At 57.5% G+C, this 20,645-nt stretch carries 29 protein-coding genes and 1 tRNA gene; 10 read left to right on the plus strand and 20 right to left on the minus strand.

Annotated features, from left to right (window positions below; all coding sequences use genetic code 11):
* Positions 1-2 precede the first annotated feature (2 nt).
* The 8 genes from Q0859_RS06895 to Q0859_RS06930 form a co-directional block, all read right to left on the minus strand.
* Positions 3-782, minus strand: a complete 780-nt coding sequence (locus Q0859_RS06895; RefSeq protein ID WP_299149023.1) for a type IV secretion system protein — start codon at positions 780-782, stop codon at positions 3-5.
* Positions 779-1,927, minus strand: a complete 1,149-nt coding sequence (locus tag Q0859_RS06900; protein ID WP_299149025.1) for a lytic transglycosylase domain-containing protein — start codon at positions 1,925-1,927, stop codon at positions 779-781. Before Q0859_RS06900 ends, Q0859_RS06895 begins: the two co-directional genes overlap by 4 nt.
* Positions 1,920-2,078 carry a hypothetical protein gene (locus Q0859_RS06905; RefSeq protein ID WP_024096575.1) on the minus strand — a complete coding sequence of 53 codons (159 nt, stop codon included), beginning with the start codon at positions 2,076-2,078 and terminating at the stop codon, positions 1,920-1,922. Before Q0859_RS06905 ends, Q0859_RS06900 begins: the two co-directional genes overlap by 8 nt.
* On the minus strand, positions 2,071-4,437 hold the full coding sequence (locus Q0859_RS06910) for a type IV secretion system protein B4 (protein ID WP_299149031.1): 2,367 nt from the start codon (positions 4,435-4,437) through the stop codon (positions 2,071-2,073). Before Q0859_RS06910 ends, Q0859_RS06905 begins: the two co-directional genes overlap by 8 nt.
* Positions 4,427-4,705, minus strand: coding sequence for a VirB3 family type IV secretion system protein (locus Q0859_RS06915; RefSeq protein ID WP_058260733.1), 279 nt, complete (start codon positions 4,703-4,705; stop codon positions 4,427-4,429). Before Q0859_RS06915 ends, Q0859_RS06910 begins: the two co-directional genes overlap by 11 nt.
* A 7-nt stretch (positions 4,706-4,712) precedes the next feature.
* Positions 4,713-5,003 (minus strand): TrbC/VirB2 family protein, encoded by a 291-nt coding sequence (locus Q0859_RS06920; protein WP_058260734.1) that lies wholly within the window; start codon positions 5,001-5,003, stop codon positions 4,713-4,715.
* Positions 5,003-5,581, minus strand: a complete 579-nt coding sequence (locus Q0859_RS06925; protein WP_299149038.1) for a lytic transglycosylase domain-containing protein — start codon at positions 5,579-5,581, stop codon at positions 5,003-5,005. Before Q0859_RS06925 ends, Q0859_RS06920 begins: the two co-directional genes overlap by 1 nt.
* 64 nt (positions 5,582-5,645) lie before the next feature.
* Complete coding sequence (locus tag Q0859_RS06930; protein ID WP_245222503.1) at positions 5,646-5,963, minus strand: hypothetical protein; 318 nt, start codon at positions 5,961-5,963, stop codon at positions 5,646-5,648.
* 172 nt (positions 5,964-6,135) lie between these two features.
* Here Q0859_RS06930 and Q0859_RS06935 point away from each other — a divergent pair, with 172 nt between their 5' ends.
* A complete protein-coding gene (locus tag Q0859_RS06935; protein WP_299149044.1) occupies positions 6,136-6,423 on the plus strand; it encodes a hypothetical protein in 288 nt (95 codons plus the stop codon).
* 203 nt (positions 6,424-6,626) lie between these two features.
* Here the strand turns inward: Q0859_RS06935 and Q0859_RS06940 are convergent, their stop codons facing one another.
* The 8 genes from Q0859_RS06940 to Q0859_RS06975 form a co-directional block, all read right to left on the minus strand.
* The gene (locus Q0859_RS06940; protein WP_299149046.1) at positions 6,627-6,908 is read right to left on the minus strand and encodes a hypothetical protein; all 282 of its coding nucleotides are present in this window, start codon (positions 6,906-6,908) and stop codon (positions 6,627-6,629) included.
* Positions 6,909-7,035: 127 nt separating this feature from the next.
* Entirely contained in the window at positions 7,036-7,272 is a 237-nt protein-coding gene (locus Q0859_RS06945) for a hypothetical protein (RefSeq protein WP_299149048.1), read from the minus strand.
* A gap of 46 nt (positions 7,273-7,318) precedes the next feature.
* Positions 7,319-8,440: an alanine racemase gene (locus Q0859_RS06950; RefSeq protein WP_299149051.1), complete on the minus strand. Its 1,122-nt coding sequence runs from the start codon at positions 8,438-8,440 to the stop codon at positions 7,319-7,321.
* Complete coding sequence (locus Q0859_RS06955) at positions 8,437-9,636, minus strand: DUF1611 domain-containing protein (RefSeq protein ID WP_299149054.1); 1,200 nt, start codon at positions 9,634-9,636, stop codon at positions 8,437-8,439. Before Q0859_RS06955 ends, Q0859_RS06950 begins: the two co-directional genes overlap by 4 nt.
* A gap of 85 nt (positions 9,637-9,721) precedes the next feature.
* Positions 9,722-10,402 carry a hypothetical protein gene (locus tag Q0859_RS06960; RefSeq protein WP_299149057.1) on the minus strand — a complete coding sequence of 227 codons (681 nt, stop codon included), beginning with the start codon at positions 10,400-10,402 and terminating at the stop codon, positions 9,722-9,724.
* A gap of 148 nt (positions 10,403-10,550) precedes the next feature.
* Positions 10,551-10,904, minus strand: a complete 354-nt coding sequence (locus tag Q0859_RS06965) for a hypothetical protein (protein WP_299149059.1) — start codon at positions 10,902-10,904, stop codon at positions 10,551-10,553.
* Between the two features lie 647 nt (positions 10,905-11,551).
* The gene (locus tag Q0859_RS06970) at positions 11,552-11,752 is read right to left on the minus strand and encodes a hypothetical protein (RefSeq protein WP_299149061.1); all 201 of its coding nucleotides are present in this window, start codon (positions 11,750-11,752) and stop codon (positions 11,552-11,554) included.
* Positions 11,753-11,754: 2 nt separating this feature from the next.
* A complete protein-coding gene (locus Q0859_RS06975; protein ID WP_299149063.1) occupies positions 11,755-11,967 on the minus strand; it encodes a helix-turn-helix transcriptional regulator in 213 nt (70 codons plus the stop codon).
* Positions 11,968-12,350: 383 nt separating this feature from the next.
* On the opposite strand from Q0859_RS06975, the gene Q0859_RS06980 reads away from it, so the two are divergent.
* Positions 12,351-12,767 (plus strand): hypothetical protein, encoded by a 417-nt coding sequence (locus Q0859_RS06980; RefSeq protein ID WP_299149065.1) that lies wholly within the window; start codon positions 12,351-12,353, stop codon positions 12,765-12,767.
* A 2-nt stretch (positions 12,768-12,769) separates the two neighbouring features.
* Here Q0859_RS06980 and Q0859_RS06985 read toward each other — a convergent pair whose 3' ends face one another.
* Entirely contained in the window at positions 12,770-13,084 is a 315-nt protein-coding gene (locus Q0859_RS06985; protein WP_299149067.1) for an Arc family DNA-binding protein, read from the minus strand.
* 102 nt (positions 13,085-13,186) lie between these two features.
* On the opposite strand from Q0859_RS06985, the gene Q0859_RS21500 reads away from it, so the two are divergent.
* From Q0859_RS21500 to Q0859_RS06995, 3 genes are read left to right on the plus strand one after another with little or no spacing between them, the layout of a single operon-like run.
* Entirely contained in the window at positions 13,187-13,363 is a 177-nt protein-coding gene (locus Q0859_RS21500) for an Arc family DNA-binding protein (protein WP_366523193.1), read from the plus strand.
* Between the two features lie 24 nt (positions 13,364-13,387).
* Complete coding sequence (locus tag Q0859_RS06990; protein WP_024096637.1) at positions 13,388-13,579, plus strand: hypothetical protein; 192 nt, start codon at positions 13,388-13,390, stop codon at positions 13,577-13,579.
* Complete coding sequence (locus Q0859_RS06995; protein WP_299149077.1) at positions 13,576-14,607, plus strand: tyrosine-type recombinase/integrase; 1,032 nt, start codon at positions 13,576-13,578, stop codon at positions 14,605-14,607. Before Q0859_RS06990 ends, Q0859_RS06995 begins: the two co-directional genes overlap by 4 nt.
* Before the next feature lie 68 nt (positions 14,608-14,675).
* Here the strand turns inward: Q0859_RS06995 and Q0859_RS07000 are convergent.
* Positions 14,676-14,749 (minus strand) — tRNA-Cys (locus tag Q0859_RS07000).
* Between the two features lie 151 nt (positions 14,750-14,900).
* On the opposite strand from Q0859_RS07000, the gene Q0859_RS07005 reads away from it, so the two are divergent.
* The 4 genes from Q0859_RS07005 to Q0859_RS07020 all read left to right on the plus strand — a co-directional run bounded on the left by Q0859_RS07005 (position 14,901) and on the right by Q0859_RS07020 (position 18,683).
* A complete protein-coding gene (locus Q0859_RS07005; RefSeq protein ID WP_299149080.1) occupies positions 14,901-15,554 on the plus strand; it encodes a protein-L-isoaspartate O-methyltransferase in 654 nt (217 codons plus the stop codon).
* 83 nt (positions 15,555-15,637) lie between these two features.
* Positions 15,638-17,062, plus strand: coding sequence for a TolC family outer membrane protein (locus Q0859_RS07010; RefSeq protein WP_366523185.1), 1,425 nt, complete (start codon positions 15,638-15,640; stop codon positions 17,060-17,062).
* Positions 17,063-17,136: 74 nt separating this feature from the next.
* Positions 17,137-18,066, plus strand: a complete 930-nt coding sequence (locus Q0859_RS07015) for a hypothetical protein (RefSeq protein ID WP_299149085.1) — start codon at positions 17,137-17,139, stop codon at positions 18,064-18,066.
* 38 nt (positions 18,067-18,104) lie between these two features.
* Positions 18,105-18,683, plus strand: a complete 579-nt coding sequence (locus tag Q0859_RS07020) for a cobalamin biosynthesis protein CobQ (protein WP_299149087.1) — start codon at positions 18,105-18,107, stop codon at positions 18,681-18,683.
* Positions 18,684-18,750: 67 nt separating this feature from the next.
* Here the strand turns inward: Q0859_RS07020 and Q0859_RS07025 are convergent, their stop codons facing one another.
* On the minus strand, positions 18,751-19,071 hold the full coding sequence (locus Q0859_RS07025; RefSeq protein ID WP_089420757.1) for a DUF6280 family protein: 321 nt from the start codon (positions 19,069-19,071) through the stop codon (positions 18,751-18,753).
* 219 nt (positions 19,072-19,290) lie between these two features.
* Between Q0859_RS07025 and efp the strand changes: the two genes are divergently transcribed.
* Entirely contained in the window at positions 19,291-19,854 is a 564-nt protein-coding gene (efp, locus tag Q0859_RS07030; protein WP_299149092.1) for an elongation factor P, read from the plus strand.
* Between the two features lie 7 nt (positions 19,855-19,861).
* Here the strand turns inward: efp and Q0859_RS07035 are convergent, their stop codons facing one another.
* Positions 19,862-20,620 carry a folate-binding protein gene (locus tag Q0859_RS07035; RefSeq protein ID WP_299149096.1) on the minus strand — a complete coding sequence of 253 codons (759 nt, stop codon included), beginning with the start codon at positions 20,618-20,620 and terminating at the stop codon, positions 19,862-19,864.
* Positions 20,621-20,645 lie beyond the last annotated feature (25 nt).

Below are 20,645 nucleotides of genomic sequence, written 5' to 3' on the forward strand. Positions count from 1 at the left end.
GATCAGTCCGCACGCAGGTCTGGCAGGGTGAAGTCCATATAGCGGCGTTCTTCGGCCAGCGTGGCGGCATCCACCACGCCGGATTGGCCCGCGCCTACGGTTTGAACGGCTTCGAGCTCCCACATGCGCGTCATGGCAATTGCCAGCTCGGCCGTGACGCGGGTGTTGTGATCGACGGCTTCCTTGAGCGTTTCCATGTCTGGGATCAATGAGACCAGCTGTTCGACCCGTTCGAGGGACTGTGCAGCCTCTTCGTAGCTGTTCTCAGCCGCCGCCGACATCACCGCCCCGGTGCTCGCCTGGCTGGCAATGCGTTCTGCGCCCGGATTGCCGCTGCTGGCCATGTCGGACAGGCTGTCTTGGTCGAACCCTGCATCCTCCAAGGCTTGCGTCATGCGGCCTTCCATTTGAGGCGCTGCGTTGCCAATCAGGCCGCTGAAATCACCGCTTTGGATCTGCTGGATGGTGCCCAGGAGATCGCCGAATTCCTGATCGAGCAGGCCGTCGAGATCGCCGCCCATGGCCATTTCAATGATGTCTGTCGCACCGGTCAGGGCTGCGTAAGTCTCGTTGAGCGTGTCGAGTTGCTGCTGCACCAGGTCGAGCTGTTCGAGAAGCGTGTCGAGCTGGTCGGTCTGGATCCCGAAATCCTCCAGCATTTGCTGCAGCTGGCGAATTTCCTGCGCGATGTTGCGCGTGTCGACCGTCGGCACGCCTTGGGCAGACAGGGGTGAAGCAACCAGCAACGCGCAGGTGGCAACGGCAGAAAGAAAGCGGATCATCGGAATGCCTCCAGATCGAATTGCATGAAGTCTTGTTCGCGTGCCTGTGCGGCCGCCATGGCCAGCTCGGCCGCGCCAAGCGGACGGGTATGGGCGGCCTTGAGGCGCGTGCGGATCGCGATCAGGCGAGCGAGCTCGGCCCGAGCATAGGTGTTGAGAGATATGGCCGCGTGAATGTCATCGGTCTGACCAATACGCCTGATGATGTCCTGCACGCGCAGCGCGGCCGCTTGCACCGACACCAAGGAATAGTCGCCGTAGACCCCTGCGCCGAAAGAGGTCAGGCTCATAGAAGAATTGGCGAGCAGAACCGGGTCGATGGTGCCGAGTGCGTCCACGCCGCCGACACGGGCAAGGTAGAGATTGTAGCGCTCGGGGATCACCTGAACGTAGTGCTGGGTCTCGGCAAAAGGCGGCACGCCGCCGTAGCGCTGCACGTTGCCAGGACCTGCATTGTAGGCGGCCAGCCCGTGAATGATGTTGCCGTCAAACATGGCCAGCATTTGCGCCAGATAGCGCGCGCCGCCCGTGACCTGGAAGTAGGGGTTTTCATAGTAGGCCGGAAAAATCCCGAGATCCTGTGCGGTGCCGGGCATAATCTGGGTCAGGCCGAATGCTCCAACAGGGGATCGCGCGCCTATGGTGAAGCGGCTTTCTTGCCAGATCAGCGCCTGCAACAGACAGCGCCATTGCTTGGGCGATAGACCCGCTGCGCGCACGCCAGACATGTGGTGCGTTTCTTGCGCGGCACGAATGATCAGCTCTTCGATCGAGCCGGACGCATCGCCGAACATCTGTGCCGCGCCGGGGTTTAGATCGACCGGACCGTAAAGCGTCTCTGCAGCGTTCTCAGGCGATGAACCCGCTTCCAAGCTCGCGACCAGTTCGCCTGAGTTTCCGCTGGCAAGGGTTGACGCATCGAGGATGTCTTCCAGCGCCTGGAGTTGTTCCTGCTCGATTTCTTCAAGCTCTTCTTCTTTGGTCAGCCGATCCCGTTGCAGCGCCAGATCTTGTTCGCCCTGCTGCAACACGCGCTCGCGCTGCAAGAACATGCCCGCATCAAATGTGGGCACGCCTTGGGCATAGGCCAATGGCGCGGCGAACCACACCAAGCCCGCATAGATATGCAGGCGGTGCTTACTCACCGAGACCACCAATCGGTCCGAGCAGCTCGAAATTACAATTGCTGCGGCTGACCTCGGCAAAGGAGTTGAAGCATTCGGCTTCTGACGGCCGGTATTCCGCGCAGGCCGTCAGGGTCAAAAGGGTGAGGGTCAGCACGCAAAGTCTACGCATCAATCTGTCTCCAAAAGTCGGGGTTTTGGCGGTAATCTGCGCCGACCAGCGCCTCGCCTTTTTCCATGCCACCAAGGGTCGTGAGGTAGGACCCAAGGGCGCTGAGATCAGCGTCGATCACCACCGAACCTTGATCATCGCGCACCAACGCCAAGCGGGAGTTGCTGCCGGTGCCGAGCAAAACGCTGAGCTCTTTTTCAGCAAGACCCAGCATGGTGTAATCGTTGGCGGAGGCACGAATGTTGGGAAGCAATAGCTGCGTCGGCACAGCCTCGACAATCGTCTTGCCGGTGCGGGTTTTCTCAAGTTGGCTTGCGTATTGGGTCATCATTACGACGACAGCATTCTGCTTGCGCGCGGTCACAAGCCAGTTGCTCAGCCGGTCTGCGAAATATGGGTTGTCCAGCGCCTTCCAGGCCTCATCGATGATGATCAACGTCGGCTGGCGGTCCTCGATCACGCGCTCCACCCGCCGAAACAGGTAGGACAGGACCGCCATGCGTTCCTTCTCGCTTTCGCTGTCGAGAATCCCGGTCAGGTCGAACCCGACCACATCACCATCGAGCGAGAAGGTATCCTCAGCGCTTTGCCCAAAGATCCAGCCAAAGCGGCCATTTTCCGTCCATTCCTGGATCCGTTCAAACAGATCCCCTTCATCCGCCCCCGCCACAAAGAGCGAGGCCAGATCCTGCCAGTTGCGAAGGGCGGCATCGCTCGCCCCGGCGTTCTGGCGTACCACCTCTTGGATGCGGTTGATCTGGACCGGGCTCAGGGGCTTGTCCGCGCGATGCAAGAGCGTTGCCAGCCAATCAGACAGCCAGGCTTGGCCGCGCCCATCGATTTCGGTGCGGAGCGGGTTGAGGCCGGTTGACTCACCTGCCTTGATAGCACTGTAGCGCCCGCCATTGGCCCGCACGGCCATTTCCATGCCAGCGCGATAGTCGAAGACAAAGACGCGCGCGTCGCAGCGCCGGGCTTGTGTCATGAGGAAGGCTGACAAGACCGACTTTCCGGAACCAGGGCGGCCGAGGATCAAGGTATGCCCGCCGGTCGGCTCTTTGTCCGGCTGACCTGTCTCATGGTAGTTGAACAGAAAGCCTGAGCGTTCAGGCGTCGGGAAGAGGGTGATCGGCTTGCCCCAAGGCACTCTGTGTCCGGGTTTGCCCAGTTGACCGCGATGCAGCGCTGCGAGGTCGGCAAAGTTCGTGTTGGTGATGGCGGCCTTACGGCTGCGCATCTGCCCGTTGCCCGGATGCTGCGAGAAGTAATGTGTTCGGGCGGCGAAGCTTTCGTTCACCAGATTAACACCTTCACTGGCCGCGATGTTGCGTACCTCGGCAGCGATGGTCTCCAGCTTTTCCTCGGTCTCGGCAAAAACCGTGACGGTCATGTGATGATCGCCAAAGCTGAGGCGCTTGGATTCCAGATCGTCGAGCGCGTCGACCAGTTCTTCGGCGAGTGAAATCGCGCCATCATCGCTGGCCTTCATCAGACGCTGTTGGCGCTTGATCCGATTGGCCATGATATTGCTGTTGATGGGTGTGAAGGAATGCGTGACCACCATGTCGACAGGCAGGTTCAACTCATCAAACATGGTGCAGTTGGTTTTGGCCGGGTAGGTCTTGATGGCAAAGCTGGTGCCAAACCGCTTGCCCGCCGTCCCATCGTCGAGCGTGAAGCCTCGCCCCTGAAACGTGACGCGCGTGTTGGCTACATCTTCGGCAATGACGCCAAAGCGCGATTTTGCGAAGAGCGGTCGCTCTTGGCCGATGTTGAGCGCTCCGAGGAACCCGAGTAGCTCTCCGTTTTTAGCGCCCAGCAGGTGCGGGTTCATCTCGGCAAAGGACGACAGCAGAAAACCGACGACCTCCTCGAGCTTGCGCAGTTGCTTGGCTGTCTGGTCTTTCAGCTGTGCGATTGAGTCTGAACGCTTCAGGCGAAGCCGCGCGCCGAGGGGCGGACGTTTCAGTACCGTGAGCGTGAGAGTCTTGTCCCGCAGACCTGCCCGCGCCATGGCCAGCTGCCAGCGGGCATCCAGCGCTTGCGCAAACCCTTCCTCGCGAACCGGTGGCAAGGCCGTCTCGATCGCTTTTGAAACCTTGTGCACATAGAAACTGTAGTCCGGTCCAATCTGCGCGATGATCGCAGCGAAGAGCGCGCGGATCTTCTCCAAATGCGCGTCATCACTGGTCATGCTGTTGACGCCATCAAGGCGGATACACTGAAACAGGGCATTGCCGCGCGTGCGGATCGTCACGTCATTCACGAGGCTGACATAGGGCAGCATGCTGGCCATAGGGCGCTCTTTGCGCGCCCATTCCGGTAGCGTCGCAAGATCATCCGAGGGGTTATGGAGCATAGCTGTCCCCCGAATGGATCTTGCGGTTCGGGGTGGGCGGCGTTTCCTGCAGGGTGGTGACCATCACCTCAAGAAAGGCAGGATCCCAATCGGCCGCTTTCCAAAGTGCGGGATAGGCCAGAGCGGCGATGATGATCACCGGCCAGCTTTGGACCCAAAGAAACAGCAACACAAACCCGAAGAGCCAAACCATTGCATACATGATTGGTAAGCCGATGAGCTTTGGCGGCCGGATCAGGCCCAGGAAGAGGCGGGTTTGCGTTGCCATGCCGGATTTATGCGCCCCAGATGGCGGTCACGATGGTCGGCGCAGCTGCGATGCCTGCGATAGCGACCAGCACCCAAAGAGCCTGGCGGAAATCCAGAATGCCAAAGAGCCAGGAGAGGAACACGCCAATCAGGGCCAGGGTGCCGATCACAATGCCCAAGGGGCCGGTGATCGTGTCGACAATGCCTTGAAGAAGGTTCTGCACCGGGGAGAGATCGATGCTCTGTGCAAGGGCCGGGTTGGCAATCATCAAACTGGCCAGAGCCAGTGACAGGATCGTGCGGAGTTGTGTGTGCATCAGGAGGCTCCAGTCAGTCGGTCACGCACGGCCATGACCCGGCGCACGTGATTTTGGGTTTCTCGGTAGGGAGGGATGCCGCCATAGCGCGTGACCGCGTCTGGTCCCGCGTTATAGGCAGCGAGCGCGAGTTCGGGCGTGCCGAACTGCGCCAGCATCATCAGAAGGTAGCGGGCTGAGCCGTTGAGGTTGGCCTGCCAGTCATGCGGATCCACGCCGAGCTGCGCGGCCGTCGCGGGCATCAGCTGTCCAAGGCCAATCGCGCCTGCGGAACTGCGCGCATTAGGGCGATAGGCGCTTTCGATCTCGATATTGGCTTGGAACAGCGCCTGCCATTCGGAAACGGAGAGGCCAGCACGGCGCAGCGCGGGGTGCCCGCCATAACGATGCGCCGTGCTTTCAATGGCTGACAGGACTTCGGGGCGGGGAACTGCGCGGGCCGGTGCAGGAGGGGGAGCTTCAGGCTCAGGCGCTGCAAAAACGATCAGCTCTGGCGGGTTTGCACCAATCCCGTCGACATAGGTTTGGGCAAAACCTGATTGGGGTGTTTTGGTCTCCAGCTGGCCATCGGCCCGCATGGAAAGCACGAAGCCTTCAGAATAGGCAGGGGTAGCAAGGAATGCTGCGAGGACGGCAAGTGTCTTAGCCCGCGTCGTCCAGCTTGTGTGAGGCGATCTTACCTTCGAGCATCGGGATTGAGACGATCGAAACTCCAAGACCAGCAAGGAAGCTGGATAAGCCGTTGATTGTCTTGAATTCCCGAGCTGCCATGTTGTTGCGCGCGGTGACAAGCAGGCGACGCGTCTCGCCATCTGGCGAAACGCAATGCACGGTCCAAACTCCGGACCACTGAGCACCTGTACGTTTGGGCGTAACCCGGCACACAACATCCGCCGAATGACCCTCGGCAAGCAGCGTGCGCAGCCCGTCTTCACTGACAACATTTGGGGCGTCTTGCATCAAATTCATAGGATCGAGCCTTGCAGAATTGTGCATTAGCCCGGCAGTCCCTCATGGACTACCGAACCGATACAATATTATAATCTTGCAATCAATAGGTGCAATTTGCGTTGTTGCGCCTTTTATGCGTTGAAACGAATTTACTGCAACGGAGTGGCTGAGCCAAGATAATATGGTGTTTTTGAAACAAACGTGGGCGGCTCTGGCTGTTTTGGGTTGGGGATCGGCTTCGATCGCAGGCAGTTGCCTGCCACCAGTGTCGCCATGGATGCCCACCGATCCCGATGATGTCAGAGCATATGCTGATCTGTTGAGGCGTGATGCTGAGGCGTATTTTGCCGAAGTCGAGCAGTACTTCCGTTGCCTAGATCAAGAGCGACGTGAGGTCTTCGAGCAGGCGCGCGAGGTCAGCGAAGGTTACACGCGCGTTTTGGAGCTTCATGGGCGCGGAATGGAATAACGCCCCTCCTCGCGTAGAGAAAGCTGCCGTCCAACATAGCTCGCACGAAGTGTGAAATCGCTGCGGTCGCACCAATGAGCGCCTTTTTGGGTTTGCATGGATCGGGTTGAGGAAGAACCTCGCCCGCAATGCTCTTGTTAACCAGTGTATCGTTGCGTATGCGGGTCGCGAACTCCGGACAGACTGCGGTTATTTTCGGGATTCTAAAAATCGTCAAATTTGGGAACTTTACCTAGCCTTACAATGAAGCTCGGGTCGCCAACTTCTCCACTGTTTGGGTCTTCACTTACACTGTAGGCATCGGCACCTGCGCAATCCTCAGATAGAGCCTCTCGTTCGGCTCTGTTTTGTGCTTCCGAAGCTGTGGAATATTCAAATTGCTTGGCAATTATTAGGCCAGTCTGCCCATTGCGCCCAGCCTTCGTTTCAACATAAGTCTGGCAGATATAGTGGATTTTTTCTGAGGAACGCTCTGCGTTTGTCATGGATGGGTCCTTGGATTCGGCTGGGATAATTGGGCAATCTGAGAGCGGCTCCGGTCGATTTAAAACCGATTGAATTGCCTGTCGCCTGGCAGAGTATCTAACGCAAAAAAACGCCGCCGAAGTTCAATTACCGCGTTGAAACGGCTTTCGTGCGGCGCGATTTGGATGCTGCTGAAGCTTTGGTTTCAGGCGGTGTGTTCGCTTCTCTTTCAAGGCGCGCATTGCGCAGTCGGGAAATCTTGGCTTGTCGTTGTTCTGCTTCTTCGTCGACCATTTGCCTGACGACGCGCGTCGTCTTGTCCATCGCCGTTTCCGGCTTGGACTCATACACTTTGAACAGATTGTTTTTTGTGAGTTTTGTCAATTTTCAGTTTCCTTTATTTAGGGTTGGCCGAACCAAGCGAGGTATTTCAAACCAGCGCCACGCGTTCGCCCTTGCTTTGGGCTTGCCGTGATGGTCGTGGGAGTGGATCGCCCAGGAGTTTTACTTTGATGTCGGGCGCGGCCATGGCGTGCATCAACGCATTGTAATTCATCTGGACTCTCACCTCGGAACCCACCGTCGGGAGGGATCGGGACGTTCCAATGACGAGATGATCGCTGGTTGCACCAATCAATGTGCTTCCAACTGGCATTGTAAGCCCCAGAATGTCGGTGTCCTGGTGTCCGATTGCTAGGATCATGCGAGCAAAGGCACTGTCGGTTGTCACAATCCGAAGTCGTTCTGCAGTCGGATCAATTTGGCCGAACGGAAAGGGCGGGGGTTTTGCATCCGTTTCAATAACTTCGGCCACAAGCGTGAAGGCGTCGGTGTGCATCCCGCCGATCTGGTCCCCAGATACTGGCTCAACACCCAGAAGGATCGCCTCACCCAGTCGTATGTCATTGATGCGACCGGTAGAGTGTTCGCCAAGTGCCCATGGCAAGTTGGCCGAGTTACCGCCGGATACGACGTTTAAGAATGGGCCGCAAACCTCCTCAATCCTGTTCGACAGGGCACTCAGAGCCGCCATTTGAAAGGCCGTTGGAGCGCCCCCGTTCAAGCACGCAAAGTTCGCACCAATCCCTTTCAATGCAACTCCGGGTACTTGCATGACCAGCTGCGCAACATCTGCCAAGTTCTCGGGTAATATTCCGTCCCGTTGATCGCCCATCTCGACCATCAAGACTATACCATGGACGGAACCCTTACGGATCGCGGCGGCGGCCAGTGCCGAAATGATCAAAGGCTCGGTATTATAACTCGCTTCGCAGGATTGAACGACTTGATCAACCTGGCTCAACATCGGCGTCCGGATCAGCGTGATGGGACCAGTAAAACCTGCTGCACGTAGCCTTTGCACATTGCGGATACGTGCATCTGCAACTCCCACAACCCCACCATCGAGCATGGCCTGTGCGACTGCAGGATGTCCGCAGACAGCCTTGGTCACTCCTGTGACGCCGATCGCACGCGGGCCCAAGCGCTCGACAAGGGTCTGCGTGTTGCAACGTATCTTGCCCAGATCTACTTCGATGCGCGGGCAACTCATATCGCGGCCATAGATGACCTTTGTGCCAGGCCAGGGTAAGCGGCGACCACCATCCCAAGCAAATGTGCAGCCGGTCGGGCCAATGCATCGGTGACGGGCAGCCCAAGTTTATTTGATTGCGAAGCGATGGTGTCAGTGATTTCGTCCTCAGACATCCCCTCGTGATTGAGTGTGACACCGATGACCTTTGTATCAGAAAAGGCTTCAATCAAAGCAATCTCACTTGAAGACGTGGGCATCGGCATATTGGGAAAGTCACAGCGATGCGCGCGTTTGGGCGCGTGCTGAAGGACGACAGCATCCGGCTGGCTACCCCGAAGAATAAAGGCAGATGTGCAAAACGCGGGATGGCTGAGCGCGCCCTGGCCTTCGATCAAAATAACATCGGGTTGTTCGGTTTCAGACGCCGCAACAATCGCGCCTTCAAGCTCGCCACAGCAGAACTGGGGTGGTACGGCATCCATTGCAACACCGTATTTCGCGCCTTGCATCAGGCCGGTCTGGCCCGTGCCGACAAGCACAGTCTTGATACCTTTCGCGTTCAGGGCGCGCGCCAAAACGGTCGCCGTTGTCCGCTTTCCAATGGCGCAATCGGTGCCAAGAACTGCAATGCGTAGCGCTTTAACACCAACGACACTGCCATCGAACAGGCGCATGTCCTTGCTGGGCTTCGGCTTGCGGATGTCGCGGATCGTGACATTTCGCTCAGATGCCGCGTTGGCTATTTCCGCGTCATCGCTCAGATACTCATGCAGCCCGCTCACGATGTTCATGCCAAGCTTGATCGCTTGGAGAACAACGCCCCGGTCTGTCTTCGAAAGACGTCCTGTTGAGGGGGCCATCCCATAGATCAGCGTATCCGGAATGATGGCTTCATGGGCAACTGCAGCCTTAAGATTCTCAAAGATCGGTATGTGGTTGATGATATCGTCAAGAACGGATCCGCTGTCTTGGCCGCTATAGGTAGTGTCGATAACAGAAAGGATGCGATATGCTTGTGAATGACGAACAAGACCATTTGCCGTCTTACCATCGATTTGCGCGAAATTCCCCTCGCAATAGACGACTGCCGTTGGTGAGGATGTGATCTGACTGCCTGACGTTATGCCTGCGGGTTTGATCTGTTTCATTGGAGGTGCTTGTGCTCCCCTGTTAGGGCGGCGGATGGTATCGACAGTTTCAGATTTGGTTTCCATTGTGGTTCTCTTTAATTGGTTGGCACGGAGGGCAGAATTGCCCTCACATGTGCATTTTGAATGGAGATGGTGCCGTGGCTCGCGCCTAGTTGTTAAGGACGCACAGCCCCTTTGATTTTTGGAAATTTTTGTTGCACTCCCAGCGGTTTCCCTGCCTGTCCAGATGCGCATTTTCGGGAACGTTTATGAATTCGCATGTCTCGGCGGAGGCGGCGTATCCCCGATCACACTTCCACCCCGAGCCATAGCTTGCGTCGTCGAAGTATGCATTTGCGGGGATCGCGACGGCTTCGCACAGACCAGCCTGTTCAAAGAAGCCGCGCTCACATGTCCAAGGCTGGCCGTATCCTGATCCATTCAGATAGGCGTTGGCCGGAACCGCAATTGCGGTACACAGATCGCCAGTTGCTTCAAATCCACGTTCGCACGTCCATGAGGAGCCATACGAGGCATCTGCCAAGTATGCATTTGCGGGCAATACGATCTCCTGACATGTGTCATCGACCTTGATGTAGCCACGCAAACAGCGCCATCGTTCGCCTGACGGGTCCAAATACCCGCCCTCAGGCACCTCTACTGCAACACATTCAGTTTCGTCGGTTCTGCGAAACCCGTGCAGACATTCCCATCCGGAACCGTAGGACCGGTTCGTGTCGTATGCGTTTTGCGGCACAATCACAGCGACGCAGGCATTCTCGTTCAACCGGAATCCAATATCGCATTCCCATCCATCACCGTAACTTTTGGCACTGGCGTTCTCAGGCATTGGTTGCGAACCGGTTTGGGCAAACGCTGGCGGTAAAAGCAGTATGACCGCCAAAATCGAACCAACAAATAGGGCAATGATCGTTGGTGTTTTTGCAGGGGCGCAGGCAGTGATTACATGTGGACCGTGAGGCTCTCTAAGTTGTGATTTACGATCCATCTAGTTCAAGCTCCGCAAGACACGCGCTTGCGAGATCTCGGCTCGGGGCATCAGCGCCCGGCATTGTGGCCCAGCCTGTTTCCATCATCGCAGTGCGCCGCTGAAAGCTGGAAGCTTCTTGAAGTGTTGCCAGTATCGAGGCGCGTTCTGCATCGGCTTCTGAAAGGCCCAAACAGACCGGCACCATGGCCAAAGTGACTTGCTCTGCGGCAAAATTATCAGCCATCTCCTGGGCACCGCCAGCAGTTGTCCAACCGCCCCAGCTGAAGCCAATGATTGAGACAGCAACTGCGCCAACAAAGGCGCCGTAAACACCGGGTTTCGTCCATTCGGGAAATGTCATTTTCGATCCTCTGGCGGAGAAAGCGCCGCCTCACTATTTTTTTGATTACGTTAGTAGTCGCGTTGACCTGATCCTGCGCCAGAGCCAACTCTAGGTCTCAGTGATCCACTGCGCGCAGCTCTGGCTTTCCTGCGTGCCAATTGATCAATATAAACGTCGCTGTCAGTCGGTATGCCGCAAGCTGCGGCTCAGCATGACGTCATCGTCTGCCGACACTTCGTATTAACCTGCGGGCAGTTCATCCGTTTATCCCGCGACCACGAACGGATGAAGAAATGTCACAAATGACGTGGTCGTGCGCGATGAAATCGGCAACCTTCCCAAACATCAGATCCCTGCTACAGGACGTGACAGCTGAATTTTCATGATGGAGGGTTGTGGTTCGCTCTGGCAGGCTGATGCACCTTTGCCGCAGAGAACCGCAACTTTCGTATCACTCACATAGTCTCTTAGCCTCGGAATTGCAATGCTTGTGACTCCATCTCCATTTTCCAGAGCGCCCGTGACTTTGAGGTGGTCAAGGTTGGCAAGCCTCCACCTGTGCAATTGAAGATCATTCCCCAGCCATCTCTTATTGGGTTCGCCAGCCCAGAAGCTGACTTTCTCCGCGTTACAAGAAATTGGTAAAGAGGGCTCTGACCCGGCCGTTAGATGCGGTTTGCGCCAATGTCCGCTTCAGCGGGATGATCTGAGCAGTTTGATGTTTCAGGATGACCATCATCGTAAAGCGCCGCTTGTGTCTCACCATTGTCCCAATGATACAGCAAGCCGATTTCTTCGCCTGTCTTGATACATGTAATGCGGCCGATGGCTTCGGCCGTAATGCGAACACTCTCAAATTCGGGCAAAACTAGCCCCTCTCGTTAAACAATTCTTTTGGATCGACGCCGAGAGCATCCGCGATCCGCTCCAGAACATCGATTGATGCTGAATTTTTGGCGAGTTCGATCTCGCTGATATAGCTGCGATCGACTTCTGCAGCTAAAGCTAATTGTTCTTGGCTCAATCCTCTGGAATTTCTTATATTCCGGACATTTAACCCTACTCGTTCCCGCAATTTCATGGCCTGTATTCGGCCAGATCACAAGAACCGCTCTACGGAATATATTCCACAAAACGCGCGCGATCATCACAAATGATGTTCTCGTATATGGTGTGAAAGGGGGTGTTGGAGTTACGTTCTCAATAATACAGTAATGTAGTCAAAAGGCAGTTATTGATATGTGGTGCAGATTTGTCAGGAATTGGTTCTTTGGGGGTGCGATGTCTCTGCTTTTCAGTGTGGCTCCGCAGGCGGCGAAAGCCTATCAGGTCGACTGCGCCATTCTGCTTTGCCTGGCTGGTGGGTGGCCCACGTCAGCAGAATGTGCCCATGCCCGTGCCGTGTTTATCCGCAGGATCACGCCTTGGCCGATTGAACCGCCTTTGCAAATCTGGCGTTGTCCTATGGGTGCTTCCGAGCGTGCGCCGTTGCAAAGCACGGCCCCTAAAACCTGGGAGGTCAGCAACCAATCAGGTCAGACACTCGGCCAAGTCATTCTGGCTCAAGTGATTGAAGGCGGTGCCAATATCGACATCAGTGGTCTGGAATTCGATTTCGTGCGCTCGATCCGCGTCTGGGATGTGCGGTACTACAGTCATCGCGAACGTGGCCGCGACGATGATTGTTCCGAGAGTTACAATATGCGCCTCGGGACCTACGGCACGCAGGGCGAATTCGGCTGGCAACGCACGACACCAGCCGCCGCCCCACAATGGGTTCTGCCGACGCGCCGTTGTTCGTCGTCAAACTGGCGGCGCGGGGTTGGCGTTGAATGGGAAGATCACGAAGGCAACCATGGATACGAGTGGGTGGCCTACTAAGGCTATTCCCCGATATCCTTCATGCGTTCCGAAATATCGCCCGCAATACGCTCGTATAGGGCGGCTTGCTTGTCTCTGGGTGAGCCCGGTTGCGGGCTTCTCCGTCGGATTCGTTTGGCGAGCCAGAATAGCATTCGGGCTGCGGGGTCGCTGATGTTTTCCGGGACTGGCGCGGGGTAGTTTTCTTCAAGGAGGGCAACGACCTCAGCGTTCATGCTACGGTGGTTGCTCTCGGCCGCGAGCCGTATCCGGTCACGAAGGCCATCCGGCAATCGCACGATGAACTTGTCCTGATTTTGAGCACTTTGTTCTGGCATAGTGGCACTGTGCCATAAAATTCGATTGACGCAATAGTGGCTAAGTGCCACTAACGGGGTATGTTTTCAACCTGGAGGCGTTTCATGAATAGTCGTAAACCAATGCAGCTACGGCTTCCGCAAGAGCTCAAAGAGTGGATCAAGGCGGAGTCCGATCGCAATGGCAACTCCCAAAACTCTGAAGTTATCCGAGCCATTCGCGCGGCGAAGGACAGGCGTTCCGCACTCGGTTCAATTGGAAATATCAATATGAATCAGTGTGATAATGCGCGTTGTTAACGAGGTGAGAGAGGTGTCGAGACGATGACCAAAGCAAGTGCACAGACAAAAGCGAAACAAGCGGCCTCAGCCTTTATCCGCGAGGCGCGGGAGGCAGGTTGGCAGCGCGCAAAGTTCGAGATCAAGCCTGATGGCAGTGTCATCGTCGATGCGAATATGGTCGCGCCAGAGGCCGCCGACGACTTTCTCAACAGCGACTTGAGAATGGGCGAATGACCCGCAAGAGCCTGCCAAAATACGTCTATAATGACAGGGGTTACCTACGGTTCATCCGGCGATCGCGCGGCATCTCTGTTATGATGCAAGAGGAAGCGGGCACGACGGAATTTTGGGATCATTACAATCGCCTTCTGAAGGGAAAACCAGCGCCAGCGCCGGTGAAACGCAATTTTGAGGCGTTGATTCTCAGCTACTACGAGAGCGACGCCTACAAGAAGCTGAAGCCCCGGACGAGATCCGACTATCGGCGTTACATCAGCCACATTCGTGAGATATGGGCGGAGAAAGACCCGGCCAGGATCGAAACCCATCACATTTACGAACTGCATCGGGCGAATGCGGATCATTGGCGGCAAGCCAACTATCTTGTCCAGGTCATGGTCGTTTTGATGAACCACGCCCGTCTGATTGGTTTTATCAAGAAAGAGCACGGCAATCCGGCGAAGGGCATTCCGCTCTTCAAACAGCAGAGCGACGGGTGGGAGCCTTGGCCTGATGATGTTCGCGCCGAGTTCGAAGCGCTGGCTTCAAAACGGGCGCGTCTGGTCTACGAGCTTTGCGTTGGCACAGGCCAGCGGATTGGCGATGTCGTAAAAATGAAATGGGAGCACTTTTCCGACGAAGGATTCGATTTCACTCAGGGTAAAACCGGCAAGCCGCTGTGGATCCCGCTCACTGATCGTCTCAAGGCTCACCTGGACGGGCTCGAGCGAACGGACGGCACGGTCGTGACTGACGCCAAGGGCAGGTCGGTCAGCTATCGCATCGTCGCTGAGGAAATGCGCTCCATCAAAAAGAAGATGAAGCACGAGAAGGCGAGTTACTACAAAACGCACGGACTCAGGAAAAACGCGACGATCGAGCTCTATCTGGCCGGATGTGATGACGAGATGGTCAAGGCTGTCACCGGCCACTCAGGTGTTGAGATGCTAAAAAAGTACGGTGGGCCAATCCGACAAAGGGAGCTCGCCAAGCGCGCTCAAGAGGCAAGAAATCAAATGGAACGAAGCAAGACCGAAACGTGAAAGTTTCAACGCTTGTTTCAAAAGTGGCAGTGAAGGAGAAGGGAAATGACACAAGTCATTGATTTTATTGGAGGCGAGTACCGGAATCGAACCGGTGTACACGGATTTGCAATCCGCTGCGTCACCACTCCGCCAACTCGCCGCCATGGTGTGGGGGCGCGATAGACCATTCCATACCCTCGTGCAAGGGCGTGTCCTGCTCAAACCTGCAATTGCGACAGCTACGCGTTGCCCAATGTTGCAGGATGTGGCACATCTGGTGGCAGGATCCTGAACGAACGAGTTTAGCAGTAATGACTGATTTCTCTGCCCGCCGTACTTTGATGGTCGACACGCAGGTGCGCCCGTCCGATGTGACCAAATTCCCCATCATTGATGCGATGCTGTCCGTCAAGCGCGAGGATTTCGTGCCCGCCGCGCTGCGTGAGGCGGCCTATATGGGTGAAAACCTGGCCCTTGGAGGGGGGCGTGTGGTTCTTGAGCCGCGCACACTTGCCAAGATGCTGGATGCGCTGGATATCGGAAACGATGAGCTCGTGCTCGATATCGGGGCAGCGATTGGATATTCGGCAGCGGTGATCGCCCATATGGCGCAAGCGGTTGTCGCACTTGAAGAAGACGAGGACATGGCCCACGAAGCGATGGATGCGCTGATGTCCGCCGGTATGGACAATGTCATCACCCAAGCCGGACCTCTGCATGCCGGAGCCGCCGAGCACGGACCTTACGATGTCATTGTGATCGAAGGCGGGGTCAGCCACGTGCCCGTCGCAATACTGGATCAACTCAAGGATGGCGGACGTATGGCCTGCGTCTTCATGGATGGGGCATTGGGCGAAGTGCGTATCGGCTACAAGCTCGACGGACGGGTGTCATGGCGGCGCGCGTTCAACGCAGGTGCGCCTGTTCTGGCAGGATTTGAGAAACACGACGCATTTACGCTCTGAATCACAGGCTTCGGGGCCACAATACCCAAGACGAGAACGAAACAATAATAAGACGAACCATAGCAACCAGAAGGCGGCATATGATGATAACAGGCAAATGGACGCGGGCATGGCAGCGCGGCAGTACGATCGCTTTGATAACAGTCGCCCTTGGGACGCCCGCCATTGCGGCGGACACGCTGGCGGATGCGCTGGTCGGCTCATATACGCACAGCGGCTTGCTGGATCAGAACCGGGCCCTGTTGCGCGCCGCAGACGAAGATGTAGCCATCGCAACCTCCACCCTGCGCCCCATCATCAGCTGGAGCGCGGATGTCACCCGGCAATTCGGCAACTCCACCTCTTTGGCATCCAACGGCTCGTCGGTCGATATCGGATCAACCTCGGCCAATATCGGGCTGAACGCCACGCTGCAATTGTTTGATGGGGGGGCGGATCGCGCCCGGATCGAGGCCAGCAAGGAAACCGTGCTGGCAACCCGCGCATCGCTGCTCAGCATCGAACAAGGCGTTCTGCTGCGCGCCGCAACCGCGTTTTTCAATGTTGGACGTCAGCAGGAATTCGTGGCCTTGCGCCAGAACAACCTGCGCCTGCTGCAGGAGGAATTGCGGGCCGCCAATGACCGTTTTGAAGTGGGTGAGGTGACGCGCACGGATGTGGCCCTTGCCCAGGCCGCGGTCGCAGAGGCGCGCAGCAATCTGGCGGATGCACAACGTGACCTCATTCAGGCGCAGGCGGAATATGTCAACGTCACGGGCCGCCAGCCGGGCAGGCTGTCACAGGTGCCGCGTCTGCCCAATGTCGAAACCGACATCGCCAGCGCGCAGGCTGTTGCCGTGCGCACCCACCCCGAAATGGATCAGGCACGGCGTCAGGTGACGGCCAACGAGTTGCTGATTACCGCTGCGCGGGCCGACACGCGGCCAACGGTCGCTTTGAACGGATCTTTGGGTGTGTCCGAGACCTTCACCAATGACAGCAGTTCCGAAACCGGATCGGTCGGGGTTGCGGTTACGGGCCCAATCTATCGCGGCGGCGAGTTGTCCGCGCGCGAGCGACAGGCACAGGCGGTGCGTGATGCGTCCCGTGGGAATCTGCACAATGTGCGCCACGACGTGCAGCAGGATGTGGTCGACGCCATTGCCAATCTTGTGGCCGCGCGCGCCAGTCTCGCCGCCTCGGATCGCCAGATCCGGGCCGCGCGCGTCGCCTTTCGCGGGGTGCGTGAAGAGGCGACATTGGGTGCACGGACCACGCTTGATGTGCTGGATGCCGAACAGGACTTGCTGGACGCGGAAACCAACCGGATTTCGGCGCAGGCAGATCAGTATATCGCCGCATATGCCGTTCTGGAGTCGATGGGATTGCTGACCGCGCAGCGCTTGCAACTGCCTGTACAGCTCTATGATCCGGCTGCCTATTACAACCTTGTGAAAAACGCGCCCGCCCGTGTGTCCCGCCAGGGCAAGCAATTGGACAAGGTCTTGCGTGCCTTGCAAATCGATTAAGGTTTTCAGCACAGTGTTGTGCGACTCTTTCAGGGCAGCTAGACTGCACCCCGAGGCTGAGAGTGGTACAAAAAATGTCTGATCCAATGACCAACACCGAGGTGGAGGACGTTCTGGCGTCTATCCGTCGTCTGGTATCTGACGACAAACGCCCCGAATCTGCGCCGACCGAGAAACCGGTCGCTGACCGGCTGGTGCTGACCCCATCGCTGCGCGTGATGGAGGATGACCCGGTTGATGACAACGCTGAGGCTGAGGTTGAAGCGGAGCAGGTCGAAGAGGTGGAGTTTGCCTCTGATGACGAGGATCAGGCATCAGATCAAGCGTCACAAGATGTGATTGCAGAAGCAGAGGACGATCTGATTGCCGATGAGGATTGGGCGGAGACGATGCCCAAGCTTGATGAACTCGAAGATCCCGATCGTAACGAGCCCGACATCGAAACGCCTCACACACATGATGAGGCCCCCTTCGTGCATGTGGAGGCCGAGGACGATGTGTGGCCGATTGCGGACGGGGCAGCGAACATGCCCGATCCGTCGCCGCAAGAGCATGCAGACGTTGTTGATGTTGAGCTTGAGCCTGAAATACAGGCCACAGCCCCTGAGGCCGAGCCTGCTACCGACCATGCGCAAAGCCTGAGTGACAAGATTGCCGCCCTTGAGACGTTGATCGGTGGGCGCGATGATGAGTTTGAGCCGGATGATCCCGGCACAGATGATTATGCAGGCACGCAGGCACCTGCGATGGAATGGGAAGACGCCGAAGAGCCCCCCGTGCACGCCGCATTTGCGGAAGCGCCCAAGGCACCCGCCAAGGATGATCAGGCCCCGTTGTTTTCCAGCGAAGATGATCTGCTGGACGAGGATGCGCTGCGCGAACTGGTCAGCGATATCGTGCGCGAGGAATTGCAGGGCGCATTGGGCGAACGGATCACGCGCAACGTGCGCAAACTGGTGCGCCGTGAAATCCATCGCGCGCTCGCCGCGCAAGAGTTGGAATGACGCGGCACCCAGTCCCGGCGGGGTAAGGACGTCCCGCCATGAATACGCCTGCCCATTTGCTGATCGGGGCTGCGGCCTTTGGCCGACCCGCGCACAACCGCATTCTGCTTGCCGCTTTCGCGGGTGCAGCATTGCCCGATCTGTCTCTTTACCTGATGGCTGGCGTGGCGCTGTTTGCGCTGAATATCCCGCCGTCGCGGGTCTTTAACGAGCTGTATTTTTCGGACACGTGGCAAACGGTCTTCGCAATCGACAATTCGTTCATCGTGTGGGGGATACTGCTGGGTGTTGCGCTGTGGCGCGCCTCGCCCTGGGCCATTGCACTGACGGGGGCCGCGATCCTGCACCTGTGTCTTGATCTGCCCCTGCATCACGACGACGGGCGGCCCCATTTCTGGCCCGCGACCTCGTGGGTGTTTGAAAGCCCGGTCAGCTATTGGGATCGCACGCAGGGGGCAATGTGGATCGCCCCACTTGAGGCGGCGCTGGCGCTCGGGGCGGCGATCATCCTGTGGCTGCGCAAACCGCCTGTCTGGGCCGTGATCGCCACGACGGGACTGCTATTTGCAGAGTTCTGGGTTGTGCGACAGTGGTTGTTCTTCTTCGCAAGCATTTGATAAAAAAAGAAAACGCGCCCGGCAGAGGGGCGCGTTTTCCTTAGCAGCGTTTGATAAGGTCTTGGGATCAGGCGGCCTCTGCCTGTTGTGCGGCGTTGCGACGCTCGGACTCTTCGCGGCTGAGTGCCACCGATGTCCGGACACCTTTGCCCACGAATTCCATCAGCCCCGATACGACCCGCTCGTTTGGGTCGATGCCTGCGCAGCTCAACACTTCGCGCCCATCGCGCGAGCGTGCCCAACGGGCGATCTGCTCAGGACCATTGCCATATTTCTTGTCGTCTGCAATGGCATCATCCAATGCGGCCAGTACAACGGCTGCAAACAGTTTACGTGCACGGTTGCCTTGTTCGTTGTTAAAGGCCGTTCCGTCAACGAAATCTTTCATTCGTCGTCCTTCCTTTATTCTTGCTCTTGTGTTTTCGGCGTGAGGCTCGTTATGGCCTATCCATAGCGATTCGGATACCCTGTATTCGCATAGCCCCCTTGCATTTTATGCATATCTTTCTGCGGGTGCAGCACTGTATCTGGTTGCCTTGCCGCGTGCCCATTCCCCAGATATAGGAGGCATCAATCTTTCATCAACCTTTTGTCATGGTTTTGCCACATGCCTAAAATTAACGGAAACGAGATTCGCCCCGGAAACGTGCTTGAGCATAATGACGGGCTATGGGCCGCCGTAAAGGTAGACCATGTCAAACCCGGCAAGGGCGGTGCCTTTGCTCAGGTCGAGCTGCGCAACCTGCGCAACGGCTCAAAACTCAACGAACGCTTTCGCAGCGCCGACAAGGTCGAGCGTGTGCGCCTTGAGCAGAAGGATCAGCAATTCCTGTATGAAAACGATGGGATGCTGGTGTTCATGGACTCTGACACTTACGAGCAGATCGAGCTGTCGGCCGAGATTCTGGGCGAACGCCGCCCGTTTTTGCAGGACGGTATGACCATCCAGGTCGAGTTTTATGAGGACGAAGCCCTAAGCGCGTCGCTGCCCCAGAAGGTCGTGTGCAAGATTGTCGAAACCGAGCCTGTCGTCAAAGGCCAGACGGCCGCCAACTCGTTCAAGCCTGCCGTGCTCGACAACGGGATCAAGGTGATGGTGCCCCCCTTTGTTGGTCAGGACGAGGCCATCGTGGTCAACACTGAAACCATGGAATACGCCGAACGCGCCTGACGCTACGTTATCCTGCTGCACCGGGCCAAAGGACACGCGCCTCACCGGCCTGCATCGGGCCTTGCGCGCGATCATAGCGCAGATAGGCGATGGCGGTGTCCCCGGAGCGGCTGAGCAATGTGCCAGCCGGTTTCCCGTCTGCCACGATGTCCGTGCCCGGCGTGGCCTCCCCCTGCACCTCGACCTGCGCCAGCCCTTTGCGCAGGGTGGTCTTGTGCTTCATGCGGGCCGTGACCTCCTGGCCGACATAGCAGCCCTTGCGGAAATCCACCCCATTCACCGCCTCGAACCGTGCCTCAAGGATGAAGGTATCCGGCGTCAATTCGACCCCTGTCTGGGGGATCAGATGGGTCACGCGCAGGGCCGTCCAGTCGATGTCATCGGGCTTGGGCGCGTCATCGCGATAGGCGCGCCAGCCCATCGCTGCGTGCCGTGGGTCCGCAAACCCATCGGCAGGGACCTCTCCAAGCCCGCGATGCAGGTGCAGCCCGCTGTCTTCAAGGGTCACATCCGCGCGCAGTTTATACATGCTCAACCGGGTGCGCAGCGCCTCGGCCTGAGCCGCGTCCGCATCCAGCAGCACCCCGTCCCGGTCCGCCGCCAGAAAGAAGTCGGCCAGATACTTGCCCTGCGGTGTCAGCAGCGCGGCATAGACCAACCCCGCATCAACGCCCGCCACATCATTGGTCACCAGCCCTTGCAGGAAATCGCGCGTATCCGCCCCCGACAGGCGAAAGATATGGCGATCGGAGTTGGGGGCAGACATCAGGGCATTCCTTTTCATAAGCTTC

This window comes from uncultured Tateyamaria sp. (genome assembly GCF_947497045.1).
Classification (GTDB): Bacteria; Pseudomonadota; Alphaproteobacteria; order Rhodobacterales; family Rhodobacteraceae; genus Tateyamaria.

Excerpts from the sequence above, each read along its gene's own strand:
- Q0859_RS06895 (WP_299149023.1), bottom strand. The coding sequence starts at position 782 with ATGATCCGCTTTCTTTCTGCCGTTGCCACCTGCGCGTTGCTGGTTGCT.
- Q0859_RS06905 (WP_024096575.1), bottom strand. The coding sequence starts at position 2,078 with ATGCGTAGACTTTGCGTGCTGACCCTCACCCTTTTGACCCTGACGGCC.
- Q0859_RS06910 (WP_299149031.1), bottom strand. The coding sequence starts at position 4,437 with ATGCTCCATAACCCCTCGGATGATCTTGCGACGCTACCGGAATGGGCG.
- Q0859_RS06915 (WP_058260733.1), bottom strand. The coding sequence starts at position 4,705 with ATGGCAACGCAAACCCGCCTCTTCCTGGGCCTGATCCGGCCGCCAAAG.
- Q0859_RS06920 (WP_058260734.1), bottom strand. The coding sequence starts at position 5,003 with ATGCACACACAACTCCGCACGATCCTGTCACTGGCTCTGGCCAGTTTG.
- Q0859_RS06925 (WP_299149038.1), bottom strand. The coding sequence starts at position 5,581 with ATGCGGGCCGATGGCCAGCTGGAGACCAAAACACCCCAATCAGGTTTT.
- Q0859_RS06930 (WP_245222503.1), bottom strand. The coding sequence starts at position 5,963 with ATGCAAGACGCCCCAAATGTTGTCAGTGAAGACGGGCTGCGCACGCTG.
- Q0859_RS06935 (WP_299149044.1), top strand. The coding sequence starts at position 6,136 with ATGGTGTTTTTGAAACAAACGTGGGCGGCTCTGGCTGTTTTGGGTTGG.
- Q0859_RS06940 (WP_299149046.1), bottom strand. The coding sequence starts at position 6,908 with ATGACAAACGCAGAGCGTTCCTCAGAAAAAATCCACTATATCTGCCAG.
- Q0859_RS06950 (WP_299149051.1), bottom strand. The coding sequence starts at position 8,440 with ATGAGTTGCCCGCGCATCGAAGTAGATCTGGGCAAGATACGTTGCAAC.
- Q0859_RS06955 (WP_299149054.1), bottom strand. The coding sequence starts at position 9,636 with ATGGAAACCAAATCTGAAACTGTCGATACCATCCGCCGCCCTAACAGG.
- Q0859_RS06960 (WP_299149057.1), bottom strand. The coding sequence starts at position 10,402 with ATGCCTGAGAACGCCAGTGCCAAAAGTTACGGTGATGGATGGGAATGC.
- Q0859_RS06965 (WP_299149059.1), bottom strand. The coding sequence starts at position 10,904 with ATGACATTTCCCGAATGGACGAAACCCGGTGTTTACGGCGCCTTTGTT.
- Q0859_RS06975 (WP_299149063.1), bottom strand. The coding sequence starts at position 11,967 with ATGAAATTGCGGGAACGAGTAGGGTTAAATGTCCGGAATATAAGAAAT.
- Q0859_RS06980 (WP_299149065.1), top strand. The coding sequence starts at position 12,351 with ATGGGTGCTTCCGAGCGTGCGCCGTTGCAAAGCACGGCCCCTAAAACC.
- Q0859_RS06985 (WP_299149067.1), bottom strand. The coding sequence starts at position 13,084 with ATGCCAGAACAAAGTGCTCAAAATCAGGACAAGTTCATCGTGCGATTG.
- Q0859_RS21500 (WP_366523193.1), top strand. The coding sequence starts at position 13,187 with ATGCAGCTACGGCTTCCGCAAGAGCTCAAAGAGTGGATCAAGGCGGAG.
- Q0859_RS06990 (WP_024096637.1), top strand. The coding sequence starts at position 13,388 with ATGACCAAAGCAAGTGCACAGACAAAAGCGAAACAAGCGGCCTCAGCC.
- Q0859_RS06995 (WP_299149077.1), top strand. The coding sequence starts at position 13,576 with ATGACCCGCAAGAGCCTGCCAAAATACGTCTATAATGACAGGGGTTAC.
- Q0859_RS07005 (WP_299149080.1), top strand. The coding sequence starts at position 14,901 with ATGACTGATTTCTCTGCCCGCCGTACTTTGATGGTCGACACGCAGGTG.
- Q0859_RS07010 (WP_366523185.1), top strand. The coding sequence starts at position 15,638 with ATGATAACAGGCAAATGGACGCGGGCATGGCAGCGCGGCAGTACGATC.
- Q0859_RS07015 (WP_299149085.1), top strand. The coding sequence starts at position 17,137 with ATGTCTGATCCAATGACCAACACCGAGGTGGAGGACGTTCTGGCGTCT.
- Q0859_RS07020 (WP_299149087.1), top strand. The coding sequence starts at position 18,105 with ATGAATACGCCTGCCCATTTGCTGATCGGGGCTGCGGCCTTTGGCCGA.
- Q0859_RS07025 (WP_089420757.1), bottom strand. The coding sequence starts at position 19,071 with ATGAAAGATTTCGTTGACGGAACGGCCTTTAACAACGAACAAGGCAAC.
- efp (WP_299149092.1), top strand. The coding sequence starts at position 19,291 with ATGCCTAAAATTAACGGAAACGAGATTCGCCCCGGAAACGTGCTTGAG.
- Q0859_RS07035 (WP_299149096.1), bottom strand. The coding sequence starts at position 20,620 with ATGTCTGCCCCCAACTCCGATCGCCATATCTTTCGCCTGTCGGGGGCG.